Origin of the sequence: Tenacibaculum holothuriorum, assembly GCF_002120225.1 — a bacterium.
Taxonomy (GTDB): Bacteria; Bacteroidota; Bacteroidia; order Flavobacteriales; family Flavobacteriaceae; genus Polaribacter; species Polaribacter holothuriorum.
Window position 1 is genome coordinate 40,835 of sequence record NZ_LAPZ01000002.1, and the last position, 13,911, is coordinate 54,745.

Consider the following 13,911-nt stretch of genomic DNA (forward strand, 5'->3'; position numbering starts at 1 on the left):
GTTTATTTTGTAGTTATGAAAATATTAGCGTTTACCGAATCGAATGTTAGTTTTTTAGCTCCTTTTGTAGTTTTCTTATATGGCTTTTTTGCTATTTCTTTATCATCAATCATAATCTTACCTTTTCTAGTTTTAAGGCTTAACGACACATTTTTATCAACATTAGCAAATACATTTCCTAAAAAGAGTTTTACAGATGTCTCATTATATATTTTACCAAGATAGACATTTCCTTTTTCTATATAAACTTCTAAATTCCCCTTATAGCTTTTACTTTTTACACCAATGGTTCTTCCATAAACTACTAAGTCCTTGTTTATGGGAATTTTCAATAAAACTCTTGCTCTTTCTAAACGCTTGGTAATATATTTTCTAAAGATTTCTTTTTGAAAAGCACCCTCTATTTTTTTGAAAGACAACTGAATTGTATTATTTACTTTCTTTACATCAACATTTAGTGGTATTGCATTTTCATCAATCAACAAAACTTGTAATGTATTGTTTTTTGAGGTTTCAATAACAACATCATCTAATCCCAAAGTTTCTATTTCAATAAGTTTATCTGAAGCAGTTAAGGTAAGCTCTTTTAAAACTTTTTGTTGAGAAACTATAGTAATAGTAATAAAAAATAAAAGTAATGTTACTATTTTTTTCATCATAAAAAATGGCTTCATAAAGAAGCCATTTAGTTATTTTAATTTAAATTTTAAGAAACAATATTATTGTTTACGTTTAGCCTCAATACTTAACGTTGCGTGAGGTACTAATTTTAATCGTTCTTTTTGAATTAACTTACCCGTAACTCTACAAACTCCATACGTCTTGTTTTCAATACGGATTAACGCATTCTTTAAATCTCGAATAAATTTTTCTTGACGAATTGCTAATTGCATATTCGCTTCTTTTGCCATAGTATCAGATCCTTCTTCGAACGACTTAAACGTTGGCGAAGTATCATCTGTACCATTATCAGACCCATTTTTGTAAGAGGCTTGTAATAATCTTAAATCCTCTTCTGCTCTTTCGATCTTCTTTAAAATGATTTCTTTAAATTCTTGTAAATCACTATCAGAATATCTAACCTTAACATCATCCATAGTGCTATATTTTTTCGATTAACATTTTACTTTTAATGGTATCGAATTCAATTTCTGTACCATTTTCTAATGCACCAACAAAAACCAACTCATTTGTTAATGTTTCTGTTTTAATGTATGTTTCGTTTGCAGATACTGATTCTTGCAAATCAGCAGAATTTAAGATAGTTAATTTTATTTTATCAGTTACTTCTAAACCTGAGTCTTTTCTGGCATTTTGAATTCTATTCACTAACTCTCTCGCAACTCCTTCTCTACGTAAATCGTCGTTTATTGTTACATCTAACGCTACAGTAATTCCTTCTGCATTGGCAACTAACCACCCTTCAATATCTTTAGACGAAATCTCTACATCAGCGGTCTCTAAGGTAATCATTTTGTCGTTAATTTCAATAGAAATAGCACCATCTTTTTCTATTTTAGAAATCTCTTCTTGCCCAAAAGACTGTATCTTACTCGCTATCAACTTCATATCTTTTCCAAATTTTGGACCTAACGCTTTAAAGTTTGGCTTAATTTGTTTTACTAAGATATCTGAAGCATCATCCATTAACTCAATTTCTTTAACATTTACTTCTGATTTTATTAAATCAGCCACTGCTAAAATCTCTTCTTTTTGAGTTGCATTTAATACAGGAATCATCACTTTTTGAAGTGGTTGACGCACTTTAATTTTCTCTTTAGCTCTTAAGGATAAGACTAATGAAGAAATAGTTTGCGCGCTTTCCATCTTACGTTCTAACGACTTATCTACTAACGCTTCGTTGTATTCTGGGAAGTTTGCTAAATGTACACTTTCAAATTCTTCTTTACCTGTTGCTGCTACTAAATCTTTGTACAATCTATCCATATAAAATGGTGCTACTGGTGAAGCTAATTTAGCTACCGTTAACATACAGGTGTATAATGTTTGATATGCTGAAATTTTGTCTTGTGCATACTCTCCTTTCCAGAATCTTCTTCTACATAAACGCACGTACCAGTTACTTAAATGATCTTGAACAAAGTCAGATATTGCACGTGTTGCACGCGTAGGCTCATAATCTGCATAAAAAGCATCTACATTCTTCACCAACGTATTTAATTCTGATAAAATCCAACGATCAATCTCAGGACGTTCGTTTAATGGAACTTCAGCTTCTGCATAGGTGAAATTATCAATATTCGCATACAAACTAAAGAATGAATACGTGTTATATAAAGTTCCGAAGAATTTTCTTTTTACCTCTTCTACTCCTCCAATATCAAACTTTAAATTATCCCACGGATTTGCATTTGAAATCATATACCAACGAGTAGCATCTGCACCAAAAGTTGATAAGGTTTCAAACGGATCAACCGCATTACCTAAACGCTTAGACATTTTTTGCCCATTCTTATCTAACACTAATCCGTTAGATACTACATTTTTGTATGCTACAGAATCAAATACCATGGTTCCGATTGCATGCAACGTATAGAACCATCCACGAGTTTGATCTACTCCTTCTGCAATAAAATCTGCTGGATATGACTCTTTGTTGTCTACTAATTCTTTGTTTTCAAACGGATAATGCCATTGCGCATACGGCATAGAACCTGAATCGAACCAAACATCAATTAAATCGCTTTCACGTTTCATTGGTTTTCCTGTTGATGAAACTAAGGTGATTTTATCAACTACATTTTTATGTAAGTCGATTTTATCATAGTTTTCATCTGACATATTTCCAACTTCAAAATCAGCAAAAATATCTTCGCTCATTACTCCAGCTTCTACAGCCTTTGTCATTTCTGATTTTAGTTCTTCAACAGAGCCGATACAGATTTGCTCAGTTCCATCTTCAGTTCTCCAAATTGGTAATGGGATTCCCCAGAAACGAGAACGAGATAAGTTCCAATCGTTTGCATTTTTTAACCAGTTTCCGAAACGGCCTTCTCCAGTAGATTTTGGTTTCCAGTTGATTGTTTCGTTTAACTCAAACATTCTATCTTTTACATCGGTTACTTTGATGAACCAAGAATCTAATGGATAGTATAAAATTGGTTTATCAGTTCTCCAACAATTCGGATAACTGTGTACATATTTTTCAACCTTAAAGGCTTTATTTTCTGTCTTTAATTTAATAGCTATTTCTACATCTACAGATTTTTCAGGAACTTCATGAGCTTCATAATATTCATTCTTCACATACTTTCCTGCAAATTCACCCATTTCTGGTCTGAATCTCCCTTGTAAATCTACCAATGGCACTGGATTTTCATTTTCATCCAATACTAACATCGGTGGAACTTCTGGAGTTGCTTGTTTTGCCACTAAAGCATCATCTGCACCAAAAGTTGGGGCTGTATGTACAATACCAGTACCATCTTCCGTAGTAACAAAATCACCAGAAATTACTCTAAATGCATTTTCTGGGTTTTGATATGGCAATGTATAATCTAATAATTGCTCATATTTGATTCCTACTAAATCCTTACCAACAAACTCTTTTACGATTGTATAAGGTATTTGTTTATCTCCCGCATTGTAATTAGCTAAAGCTGCTTCGTTTTCAACTTTATTGAACTTCTTTCCAGCAAATTGCTTTCCTACTAAGTTTTTAGCTAATACAACCTGAATTGGCTCAAATGTATATTGATTGAATGTTTTTACTAACACATAATCAATCTTAGGTCCAACAGTTAATGCTGTATTTGATGGAAGTGTCCATGGAGTTGTTGTCCAAGCTAAGAAATGTACATCTCCTTCTACTTGTAAAAATTCAGGTAACGTTTCCTTAATTGCTTTGAACTGTGCTACAATCGTAGTATCAGTTACATCTTGATAGGTTCCTGGTTGATTTAATTCGTGTGAACTTAATCCAGTTCCTGCCTTTGGAGAATATGGCTGAATTGTATAGCCTTTATACAATAATTCCTTGTTATAAATTTGTTTTAACAACCACCAAACAGACTCCATATATTTTGGCTGGTAAGTTACATACGGATTCTCCATATCTACCCAATACCCTGCTTTACGAGTCATATCGTTCCAAATATCAGTATAACGCATAACCGCTTTTTTACACGCTGTATTGTATTCTTCAACGGTAATTTTGGTTCCGATATCTTCTTTGGTGATTCCTAATTCTTTTTCAACACCAAGTTCTACTGGTAAACCATGAGTATCCCACCCAGCTTTACGTTTTACTTGGTATCCTTTTTGAGTTTTATAACGACAAAAAATATCTTTAATAGCACGTGCCATTACGTGGTGAATTCCTGGTAAACCGTTTGCTGAAGGTGGTCCTTCGAAAAACACAAATGGTTTATTTCCTTCACGTGAAGTTATACTTTTTTCAAAGATGTTATTTTCCTCCCAATAGTTTAAGATTTCTTCTGCTACTTTTGGTAAATCAAGTCCTTTGTATTCAGTAAATTTCATACTTTTTTATCGTTCGTATTATTGAATTTGCGAAATTACGTATTTTCTTGTAATTGTTGGGTTTATCGCATAAAAAAACGCTCCTTTTGCAGAAGCGTTAATTTTTACTAATTCATTCCTCGTTCTTTTTTTATTTTCTCATATGCAGCCTGTATTTTTTGAAATTTTTCTTGTGCTCCTTGCATATGTTCTTCTCCTAATCCTTGTAATTTATCTGGATGATATTTCTTTGCCATCTTTCGGTAAGCTTTTTTTACCTCATCATCGGTTGCATTTTTAGATATTTCAAGCATTTGATATGCACTATTTGAACTGTCGTAAAACATAGCTCTTATTGAAGCATAATCATATTCGTTGATATATAAATAGCCTGCAATTTTTCTTATTTCTTGTTCTTCAGGAGCTATTACTTGTCCGTCTGCTTGTGCGATTCCGAATAAAAAATGGAGCAATTGTAAACGTGTAGAATGTGACATATGCTGACGGATTTGCAAACAAACTTGTCGTGTAGAAATTTGCTTTTTCATAATTCCGCTAAACAGTTTAAACGCATGATTAGCACGTTCTTTACCATACATTTTAACGAAGTACATACGTACATAATCTAGCTCTCTCCTATCTATTTTCCCATCAGCTTTTATTACGATAGATGCTAGAATTAATAAACTTATTTCAAAATCACCAGAAGTTGCTCTACCTCTTCTTGCCTGCTGCTGTGTATTTCTTTGGTATTCTTGCTGTTCTTCTGCTAAATCTTCAATACTTAATCCGTCGATAAAGCTCCCTACAACAAATCCTAAAATTGCTCCAATAGGACCTCCCATTGTAAATCCAGCTCCAGCTCCGAGCCATTTTGCAAATTTTCCCATGTATTTATTTTAAAAGCGTAAATATACTCAGTTTTCAACTTTTTTTAACGAACTTTTAGGCTTTATGATTGTTTTAGCATTCTACTAAAAATGAATATCTTTGCAGCAATAAAAATTCATAAATATGTATCCAGAAGAATTAGTAAAACCAATGCGCGATCAATTGATTGATGCTGGTTTTGAAGCTTTATATACTGCTGAAGATGTTGATAACGCTTTAGCCAAAGAAGGAACTACTTTAGTAATGGTAAACTCGGTTTGTGGTTGTGCTGCTGGTACAGCAAGACCTGGAGCAATTGCTTCTTTAGGTGCCGACAAAGCTCCTACGCATTTAACAACAGTTTTTGCTGGTGTTGAAAAAGAATCGACTGCAAAAGCTAGAGAATATATGATTCCATTTCCTCCTTCTTCTCCTGCTATTGCTTTATTTAAAGACGGAAATTTAGTACACATGTTAGAGCGTCATCATATTGAAGGTCGTTCGGCTCAAGCAATTGCTCAAAATTTAGCAGCAGCTTACGATGAGTTTTGTTAATATTTATTTACAAACAAGACTTTTTAGATTAAAGAATAAGACAAAAAAATCCAGCTAAGTGCTGGATTTTTTTATTACTTAAGACAATAGTTTAACTAATTTTTCCGGCAGCTAATAAATAGATCGTTATAGCTCCTCCTATAAAAACTCCAAATAGGAATAATGCAACTATTCTTTTTTCTTTTTTTTCGAAAAATAATTCTAATTTATTCATAATAATTTATTTTAAACCTTAACGGGTTTCTAATGATTGATAATATATTCTTATTCTAAGATAATTTGATTATTACTTTAATTTTTTATACTTTTTTAATCACATTGGTTACAATTCCCCAAATGATAAAATTATTTTCTTCTGTAATTTTTATAATTGGATAATCAGGGTTCTCAGGTTTTAACCAAACCTCATTTCCCTCTACTCGTAATCGTTTCACAGTAAACTCACCATCTAAAAAACAAACCGCTATTTTATTATTTTCTGGTGCTATGCTTCTATCGATCACCAATAAATCGTTATCATCTAAACCAGCGCCAATCATCGATTGCCCACTAACTCTTGCAAAAAAAGTGGCTTCTTTATTCTGAATCAGTTCTTCATCTAACGAAATACGCGTTTCTCTAAAATCGTCTGCTGGCGATGGAAACCCTGCTGAAATACCAATATCAACAAAAACAGCTCCATTACCTGCTTCATTTTTAGGTGTAAAAAATATTAGGTTTTGAGATTCTTTTAGACTCATTTTACTACAATTATTTCGTTAATACTTGTGGTGTATTTTGGTGATAAGCGCTCTTGACGCATCTTCCAAGTTCGTTGTAGATCTTGATTTGCTAATTTAATCTTATCAGCTTTCAACTTTGTATTTAACTTATCAATCGTTTTCATTAAAGATTGATGCTTCGGATTTTCAGCAGCAAACATATTTAACTGATAATTATCTGAAGGCACCAAACCTGTAACAATCACTCCAGCTCGCTTGTACTTTACTCCTTCTTTAAAAATATTTTCAACCGCTAAAACAGCTTGTTTACTCAACGTTAATGTTGAATTTGTTGGATATGAGAACAATACCGTTTTACTTACTCGATGTTGTACACTATCTTTCTTATGACGATCGCTACGAAGCATTACAATCATCATATGACAACTGGTATTTTGTCTTCGTAATTTTTCGGCACAACTCGATGCAAATGTAGAAATACGTTCTTTTATATTTACAATATCAGAAAAGGTATATTCAAAACTTCGTGTAGTAGCAATTGCTTTTTTAGTTTCTCGAGTTTCTAATGCTAACTTAGGAATTCCTTCTAATTCTTTTTTAAGACGCCAACCTGTAATTGCCATGTTTTTCTTTACCCAATCATCATTTAATTGAATAAAATCGTATGCTTTTACACATCCTTTAGCCAACAATCGTTTTTGCAAACCTCTTCCAACTCCCCACACCTTTTCTATTGGCATCCATTGTAATGCTTTCTTAATTTTTTCTTCGGAATCAATTACGTACACACCTCCTGTTTCCTTGGGGAATTTTCGAGCTATTTTATTCGCTACTTTACTTAGTGCTTTTGTTGGTGCTATTCCTACACAGGTTGGAATTCCTGTCCATTGTAAAACTCTATTTCGAATTTGTTTTCCATAGGATTGAAAATCGTAATTCTCAAATCCTTTAAACTGTAAAAAAGCTTCATCTATAGAATATACTTCAACATCGGGAGTAAATTGTGCTAAGATTTTCATTACTCGCTCACTCATGTCTCCATACAACGGATAATTAGATGACAAAACCGATATGTTATTATCGCTACAGAATTTTTCCCATTTAAAAATAGGAGCTCCCATAGGTAAATTCAAATCTTTAGCTTCGTCACTTCGTGAGATTACACAACCATCATTATTACTTAAAACAGCAACTGGTTTTCCTTGTAAATTCGGATTAAAAACCCGTTCACAAGAAGCATAAAAATTATTACAATCTACTAAAGCAAACATTAGTGTAAAGGTAATAATTCTTTATCTTCTTTTGTTGAATTTACTTTTCTGAATATTCTAAAATATCCGCTGGTTGACAATCGAGCGCTTTACAAATTGCTTCTAAGGTTGAAAAGCGAATCGCTTTGGCTTTACCCGATTTTAAGATGGATAAATTTGCGGTAGTAATTCCTATTTTTTCTGCCAAATCTTTGCTTCTCATCTTCCGTTTAGCAAGCATCACATCTAAATTTACAATTATTGGCATAGTTAAATTGTTAAATCGTTTTCTTGTTGAATTTCAATACCTCTTTTTACAATTTGAGCAAAAATAAATATGATTGCAGATAAAAACACAAAATCACTCGAAAACAAACTCATTTGAAAATCGTATTTCTTTCCTATCAATTGCATATGTGTATTATGTACAATGGCTAAAACCCATAAATAAAATATCCCGTAACTAATTTGCTGCATAAATTTTTGAACATCTATGCTAAATGGACGTTTAACATTTAAACTTCTTAATAGTTGAATTACTAAAAAAGCAATATATGCCTCAGCTGCATACAGCAAAACTTTATACCCTACTATAAATGAATACTGTACAAAACTATATTCTCGGTATTCAAAAAGATTGATTCCGTCATATATATTTTTTGAAACTTCTGGATTCTTAATACTTAAGAAATAAGCAACCGTTATAACTCCCGTTTTAATCATTAGCCCTACAAAGGCAAACCATGAAAAAAACTTCATAATATTTAATATTCTTTGTGTTTTCATTTTTCTAAATCGTTAAATCGTTTTCTTCTTGTAATTCATTTCCTTTTACCACTATAAAAGATATAAACTGTATAAATAGTGCTACTACAAAAACAGCAAGATTACCTCTAACTGATCTACCTAAAGCTGCTCCTAAATTGTAACTTTTACTTTTAGCTAAATCATACCCCATTGGGTTTATAGACTCATTTAATTGAAACACATATGCCATATTTAAAAACACACTAAATACAAGAAACAATATACCATATACAATCAACCCTTTTCCTACACTGTTTAAACGTTCACTATTCTCTCTGGTAAAAACCTTATCCTTTGAAAAATTAAAAATCACTTTTCTAAAAACTACAATTAAATAAATTAGGTACGCTATTACCAAGAGTGACATTATAGTTAAGAAATAGTAAACTCCTACATTCCAATCTTCAGGAATTACAACCTTAAACACCTCAGGTCTTTTCCCTCCATAGACAGCATAATGAATCATTTCAAATAGTTTTTCTAAAAACTTAAAACCTACACTAATCACTAATAGCGTACAAAACAACTTTAAAATACTTAATACTTTCTTCATCTTTTATATTTGATTAATTGCGATACAAATATAATAAAATTGTTGAAAAACAATAATTTTTTATCTTTTTAAAACATTTACTTACTGAATAACACCACAAAGGCATTTAAACAAAGTAAATTGTTTCATTAACAAAGTATACCTACCTTTGTTTTATGAGTAAGAAAATAAAAATAGATGGTATCGATAAAATCATCATTAAACGATTGGTTAAAGATGCTCGTACACCTATATTAAGTATTGCTCGCGAGGTAGGTATATCGGGAGCTGCTATTCATCAACGATTACGTAAATTAGAAGAATCTGATTTAATTGATGGCTTTAAAATGACATTAAATCCAAAAGCTTTAGGGTATACAACTACTGCTTTTGTGGGTGTTTTTTTAGATTCTGCCAGTTTATATTCTTCAGCAATAAAACGTCTTAAAGACATACCCGAAGTTGTTGAAAGTCACTACACTACTGGTAACTATGCAGTTTTCATAAAGATTCTTTGTAAAAACAATGAAGACTTAATGCACCTTCTTAACAAGGATATACAAACCATAAAAGGAGTTTCGAGAACAGAAACTTTTATATCTTTAGACCAACAAATAGACCGTCAAATAAAAATTTAACCCCTAAATGAACGATTTCATTTTTTACTTTAAAATGGGCTTATTTCATGTTTTAGACATTAAAGCCTATGACCATATTTTATTTTTAATTGTGTTAGCTGTTGTTTATCAATTTAAACAATGGAAAAAAGTTTTATGGCTTATCACATTATTTACTATTGGACACTCAATAACCTTAGCCTTGTCTGCTTACGGAGTATTAAATGTGAGAGCCGATTTGGTTGAATTCTTAATTCCACTAACTATTTTTATTACTGGAGTAATGAATGTTTTAACAGCTAAAAAAGCATCCGTAGGAAAAGACAATCAGAATTTATTTTTTGCGTTGTTCTTCGGATTAATCCACGGATTAGGATTCTCTAATTATTTTAAAATGATGATTGGAAAAACAACTGATAAATTCTTCCCTTTACTTGAATTTGCATTAGGTGTAGAAGCAGCTCAGGTTATCATCGTTGCTGCTATTTTATTAGTAGGCTCATTACTACAATCAATATTAGGAGTAAATCGTAGAGATTGGATTTTAGTAGCTTCATCTATTGTAATTGGCTTCGCAATGCAAATGATGATAGACCGTGTTTTTTGGTAAAAAATTAACGTACAACTATCATAAAACTAAGTACATTAGCGTTATAGCTTTCTAATAAAATTCTTTGTGGATAAAAAACAATTAAAATACGACAAGGCTTATTTAAAAATGGCCTACGAATGGGGACAACTATCACATTGTAAACGTAAAAAAGTAGGTGCTTTAATTGTTAAAGATCGTATGATAATTTCTGATGGATATAACGGAACTCCGTCGGGTTTTGAAAACTATTGTGAAGACGAAGAAGGATATACAAAATGGTATGTGTTGCATGCAGAAGCAAATGCTATTTTAAAAGTAGCCGCTTCAACACAATCGTGTAAAGGAGCAACTTTATACATTACACTATCTCCTTGCCAGCAATGTAGTAAACTTATACATCAAGCAGGAATTAAACGTGTTGTATATTCTAATGGATATAGAGATACTTCTGGATTAGAATTTTTAGAAAAAGCTGGTGTAGAACTGATGCATATTCCACATGAATAAAAATAACTTACCTATATATTTTTCAATAGCTGTTGTCTTTGGAATTCTTATCGGAACTTTTTTTAGCTCGGGTAGAAATTTAATTGCCAAATCTTCGGCAAACGAACAAAAAATAAAACGTCTTATCAATTACATTCAACAAGATTATGTTGATCAAGTAAATACAGACGATTTATTAGACGATGCTATTGCTCAAATGCTCGAAAAACTCGATCCGCATTCGGTGTATATTCCAAAAGAAAACCTACAAGCCATTACCGAAAATATGCAAGGTAATTTTGTAGGGATTGGAGTTCAATTCAGAATGATTGAAGATACTATTGCTGTGATTCAACCTATAAAAGGAGGCCCAAGTATAAAACAAGGAATTAAAGCTGGAGACAGAATTTTATTAGCCAACAACGATACGTTACATGGGAAACAGCTTCAGACTTCTCAAATAATGAAAGCTCTTAAGGGTAAACCAAACACCAAGGTTGACTTACAAATTTATCGTAAAACAAATGATAGTCTTTTTAATGTAGCCATCAATCGTGGTAAAGTAAACATAAAAAGTGTTGATGTAGCCTATATGCTAAACGACAGCATTGGTTATATAAAATTAGATCGTTTTGCTCGTAATACATATAAAGAATTTAAAACTTCTCTAGACGACTTACTTACTGAAGGAATGACTGATCTCGTACTTGACCTAAGAGGAAATGGTGGTGGATTTATAGACATCGCCAACAAAATTATTGATGAGTTCTTAGAAGATGGTAAACTCATGGTTTACACGAAAAACAACAAAGGAGATGTAGACAAATCTTTCGCTACTTATAAAGGAGATTTTGAAAAAGGAGGTTTGTATGTTTTAATTGATGAAAACTCTGCTTCTGCATCAGAGATTGTAGCTGGTGCTTTACAAGACAATGATAAAGGAACTATTATTGGACGTCGTTCTTTTGGTAAAGGGCTTGTACAACAAGAAATGGATTTAGGTGACGGTTCTGCAGTACGATTAACTACTGCTCGTTATTATACACCAACGGGGCGTTCAATTCAAAAACCATATAAAAAAGAAAGTGAGGCTGAACAAAGCGAATACAATCAAGGCTTACAACTTCGATTAAGAAACGGAGAGCTTTTTCATAAAGACAGTATAAAAATTGTAGATAGCTTACAATACAAAACTCCAAAAGGCAAAACTGTTTATGGTGGTGGCGGAATTGTACCAGACGTATTTGTACCAATAGATACTACCGATTATATTCCAACCATTTTCTTCGGAAGATTAAATCGTTTTGCGTTTAATTATGTAGATAACAATCGAAAAAAGCTTTCTAAATTATCTATCGATGATTTTATAAATAACTTCGATAAAAATCATACCGTTTCTAATCAGTTTTTTGATAAAATGAGAGACTTTAGAGTTTCTACCAAAACCAAAAACACAATTAGAAAAAATTTAAAAACACTCATAGCTCGAGAATTATTTGACGACAAAGGCATGTATATGCTTCGTCATAAAGACGATAGTATGATTAAAAAAGTACTAGAACTAGAAACAAAATAAACTCTTTTATATAGCCTCGTAATTTTTACGAGGTTTTTTATTTCAAAAAAACACAAACTAAATGTAACCTTTTTATAAATTGATGGTTTTAAAGATAGAAACTAATCAAAACTAACACATTGAAACATCTAACCGATGAAGAATTAATGTTAGCTGTGGCTGACGGAGAACTTAAAAAACTATCTGTTCTATTTGACAGATATAATGTTCGCATCTATAATTTCTTCAATAAGATGTTACAAAACAAAATGGTTAGCGAAGATTTAACTCAAGAAGTTTTTATTAAAGTTTTAAAATATAGAACATCATATAAAAATGGGAATTTTACTTCTTGGATATATACCATAGCTCGAAACATATTTTCTAGCTATTATCAAAAACAAAAAAAAGAACGAAGCAATATTATTGAAGACGATCTTCTTAATTCTGAAGAAAAATTACATACCGAAAGTAATACTGAAGAATTAGAACATTTACAAAAATCATTGTTACAACTTAATAGTTCAGATAGAGAACTTATTGTAATGCATCGTTTTCAAGAAATAAAGTACGAGCAAATAGCCGAAATTATAGGAAGTTCTGAAGGAGCCGTAAAAGTGAAAGTTCACAGAGCATTAAAAAAATTAAAAGATATTTATTTTCAAACAGTACACAATTAATTATGGAATGTAAAGACATACAAAACAAACTGATTGATTATATAGAAAACACATTACCTCAGCACGATAAAAGCAGTGTTGAAGAACATTTAAATTCTTGTGATAATTGTACAAAAGAGTTGAAAGAGACAACCCAATTTTTAGCTCTAATAACAAAAGACACAATAGAGCAACCTAGTGTTTCTTTAAGAGACAACTTCGAAAAGTTATTAGAAAATGAAATTAAAAAGCAAGAACCAAAAGTAATTGACATTAACCATAAAACAAATTGGAAAACCTATATACAAATCGCTGCTAGCATAGCTATTGTAATTAGCGCTTTTTTAATCGGACAAAAATCAAACAATGGTAGTAATGAAATTACTATAAAAGAACAACAAGTACTGGCTTTATTGCAAAATCAATCGGCAAGTAAGCGAATTATGGCAGTGTCACAAGCCGAAGAATTCAATAAAAACAATACTCAAATAATTGATGCTCTTATACAAAAACTATTTAATGACAAAAACGTAAATGTACGTTTGGCTGCAGCAGAAGCACTGGCAAAGTTTTCTTCATTAGAAAAAGTAAAAGAAGCGTTAATAAAATCGTTAGAAACAGAAAAAGTACCTGCAATGCAAATCGAATTAATTCAAATTTTAGCTAAGATTCAAGAAAAAAGAGCGCTCGAACCAATGCAAAAATTATTAGAAAATTCAGAAACACCTACATACGTAAAACAAGAATTAGAGTACAACATTGCTAGTTTATTCTAAAAAACATA

At 31.7% G+C, this 13,911-nt stretch carries 17 protein-coding genes; 7 read left to right on the top strand and 10 right to left on the bottom strand.

The window, feature by feature from the left end:
* Positions 1-2: 2 nt before the first annotated feature.
* From WH52_RS02930 to WH52_RS02945, 4 genes are all read right to left on the bottom strand, one after another.
* The gene (locus tag WH52_RS02930) at positions 3-674 is read right to left on the bottom strand and encodes a hypothetical protein (RefSeq protein WP_158091349.1); all 672 of its coding nucleotides are present in this window, start codon (positions 672-674) and stop codon (positions 3-5) included.
* A 45-nt stretch (positions 675-719) separates the two neighbouring features.
* Positions 720-1,097 (bottom strand): TraR/DksA family transcriptional regulator, encoded by a 378-nt coding sequence (locus tag WH52_RS02935; RefSeq protein WP_086029449.1) that lies wholly within the window; start codon positions 1,095-1,097, stop codon positions 720-722.
* A 4-nt stretch (positions 1,098-1,101) separates the two neighbouring features.
* Entirely contained in the window at positions 1,102-4,503 is a 3,402-nt protein-coding gene (gene ileS, locus WH52_RS02940; protein ID WP_086029450.1) for an isoleucine--tRNA ligase, read from the bottom strand.
* Positions 4,504-4,610: 107 nt separating this feature from the next.
* On the bottom strand, positions 4,611-5,372 hold the full coding sequence (locus WH52_RS02945; protein ID WP_086029451.1) for a TerB family tellurite resistance protein: 762 nt from the start codon (positions 5,370-5,372) through the stop codon (positions 4,611-4,613).
* Between the two features lie 124 nt (positions 5,373-5,496).
* Here WH52_RS02945 and WH52_RS02950 point away from each other — a divergent pair, with 124 nt between their 5' ends.
* Positions 5,497-5,907, top strand: a complete 411-nt coding sequence (locus WH52_RS02950; RefSeq protein WP_086029452.1) for a BrxA/BrxB family bacilliredoxin — start codon at positions 5,497-5,499, stop codon at positions 5,905-5,907.
* Between the two features lie 91 nt (positions 5,908-5,998).
* On the opposite strand, the gene WH52_RS15060 is transcribed toward WH52_RS02950, so the two are convergent.
* The 6 genes from WH52_RS15060 to WH52_RS02975 form a co-directional block, all read right to left on the bottom strand.
* A complete protein-coding gene (locus tag WH52_RS15060; protein WP_262509539.1) occupies positions 5,999-6,121 on the bottom strand; it encodes a hypothetical protein in 123 nt (40 codons plus the stop codon).
* A gap of 85 nt (positions 6,122-6,206) precedes the next feature.
* On the bottom strand, positions 6,207-6,647 hold the full coding sequence (locus tag WH52_RS02955; RefSeq protein WP_086029453.1) for a LexA family protein: 441 nt from the start codon (positions 6,645-6,647) through the stop codon (positions 6,207-6,209).
* Entirely contained in the window at positions 6,644-7,900 is a 1,257-nt protein-coding gene (locus WH52_RS02960) for a Y-family DNA polymerase (protein WP_086029454.1), read from the bottom strand. Before WH52_RS02960 ends, WH52_RS02955 begins: the two co-directional genes overlap by 4 nt.
* A 40-nt stretch (positions 7,901-7,940) precedes the next feature.
* Positions 7,941-8,147, bottom strand: a complete 207-nt coding sequence (locus WH52_RS02965) for a helix-turn-helix domain-containing protein (RefSeq protein WP_086029455.1) — start codon at positions 8,145-8,147, stop codon at positions 7,941-7,943.
* A 2-nt stretch (positions 8,148-8,149) separates the two neighbouring features.
* The gene (locus WH52_RS02970) at positions 8,150-8,665 is read right to left on the bottom strand and encodes a DUF2975 domain-containing protein (RefSeq protein WP_086029456.1); all 516 of its coding nucleotides are present in this window, start codon (positions 8,663-8,665) and stop codon (positions 8,150-8,152) included.
* A 4-nt stretch (positions 8,666-8,669) separates the two neighbouring features.
* A complete protein-coding gene (locus WH52_RS02975; protein WP_086029457.1) occupies positions 8,670-9,239 on the bottom strand; it encodes a DUF2975 domain-containing protein in 570 nt (189 codons plus the stop codon).
* A 155-nt stretch (positions 9,240-9,394) separates the two neighbouring features.
* Here WH52_RS02975 and WH52_RS02980 point away from each other — a divergent pair, with 155 nt between their 5' ends.
* From WH52_RS02980 to WH52_RS03005, 6 genes are all read left to right on the top strand, one after another.
* Entirely contained in the window at positions 9,395-9,856 is a 462-nt protein-coding gene (locus WH52_RS02980) for an Lrp/AsnC ligand binding domain-containing protein (RefSeq protein WP_198938365.1), read from the top strand.
* Positions 9,857-9,863: 7 nt separating this feature from the next.
* Positions 9,864-10,445, top strand: a complete 582-nt coding sequence (locus tag WH52_RS02985) for a HupE/UreJ family protein (RefSeq protein ID WP_086029458.1) — start codon at positions 9,864-9,866, stop codon at positions 10,443-10,445.
* Positions 10,446-10,511: 66 nt separating this feature from the next.
* Positions 10,512-10,934, top strand: a complete 423-nt coding sequence (locus tag WH52_RS02990) for a deoxycytidylate deaminase (RefSeq protein WP_262509540.1) — start codon at positions 10,512-10,514, stop codon at positions 10,932-10,934.
* Entirely contained in the window at positions 10,927-12,489 is a 1,563-nt protein-coding gene (locus tag WH52_RS02995) for a S41 family peptidase (protein ID WP_086029459.1), read from the top strand. Before WH52_RS02990 ends, WH52_RS02995 begins: the two co-directional genes overlap by 8 nt.
* A gap of 119 nt (positions 12,490-12,608) precedes the next feature.
* A complete protein-coding gene (locus WH52_RS03000) occupies positions 12,609-13,148 on the top strand; it encodes an RNA polymerase sigma factor (RefSeq protein ID WP_086029460.1) in 540 nt (179 codons plus the stop codon).
* Positions 13,149-13,150: 2 nt separating this feature from the next.
* Positions 13,151-13,903, top strand: a complete 753-nt coding sequence (locus WH52_RS03005) for a HEAT repeat domain-containing protein (RefSeq protein WP_086029875.1) — start codon at positions 13,151-13,153, stop codon at positions 13,901-13,903.
* The last annotated feature ends 8 nt before the right edge of the window (positions 13,904-13,911 follow it).

Excerpts from the sequence above, each read along its gene's own strand:
- WH52_RS02985 (WP_086029458.1), top strand. The coding sequence starts at position 9,864 with ATGAACGATTTCATTTTTTACTTTAAAATGGGCTTATTTCATGTTTTA.
- WH52_RS03005 (WP_086029875.1), top strand. The coding sequence starts at position 13,151 with ATGGAATGTAAAGACATACAAAACAAACTGATTGATTATATAGAAAAC.
- WH52_RS02945 (WP_086029451.1), bottom strand. The coding sequence starts at position 5,372 with ATGGGAAAATTTGCAAAATGGCTCGGAGCTGGAGCTGGATTTACAATG.
- WH52_RS02950 (WP_086029452.1), top strand. The coding sequence starts at position 5,497 with ATGTATCCAGAAGAATTAGTAAAACCAATGCGCGATCAATTGATTGAT.
- WH52_RS02930 (WP_158091349.1), bottom strand. The coding sequence starts at position 674 with ATGAAGCCATTTTTTATGATGAAAAAAATAGTAACATTACTTTTATTT.
- WH52_RS02935 (WP_086029449.1), bottom strand. The coding sequence starts at position 1,097 with ATGGATGATGTTAAGGTTAGATATTCTGATAGTGATTTACAAGAATTT.
- WH52_RS02960 (WP_086029454.1), bottom strand. The coding sequence starts at position 7,900 with ATGTTTGCTTTAGTAGATTGTAATAATTTTTATGCTTCTTGTGAACGG.
- WH52_RS02995 (WP_086029459.1), top strand. The coding sequence starts at position 10,927 with ATGAATAAAAATAACTTACCTATATATTTTTCAATAGCTGTTGTCTTT.
- WH52_RS02980 (WP_198938365.1), top strand. The coding sequence starts at position 9,395 with ATGAGTAAGAAAATAAAAATAGATGGTATCGATAAAATCATCATTAAA.
- WH52_RS02965 (WP_086029455.1), bottom strand. The coding sequence starts at position 8,147 with ATGCCAATAATTGTAAATTTAGATGTGATGCTTGCTAAACGGAAGATG.
- WH52_RS02955 (WP_086029453.1), bottom strand. The coding sequence starts at position 6,647 with ATGAGTCTAAAAGAATCTCAAAACCTAATATTTTTTACACCTAAAAAT.
- WH52_RS02975 (WP_086029457.1), bottom strand. The coding sequence starts at position 9,239 with ATGAAGAAAGTATTAAGTATTTTAAAGTTGTTTTGTACGCTATTAGTG.
- WH52_RS15060 (WP_262509539.1), bottom strand. The coding sequence starts at position 6,121 with ATGAATAAATTAGAATTATTTTTCGAAAAAAAAGAAAAAAGAATAGTT.
- WH52_RS02970 (WP_086029456.1), bottom strand. The coding sequence starts at position 8,665 with ATGAAAACACAAAGAATATTAAATATTATGAAGTTTTTTTCATGGTTT.
- ileS (WP_086029450.1), bottom strand. The coding sequence starts at position 4,503 with ATGAAATTTACTGAATACAAAGGACTTGATTTACCAAAAGTAGCAGAA.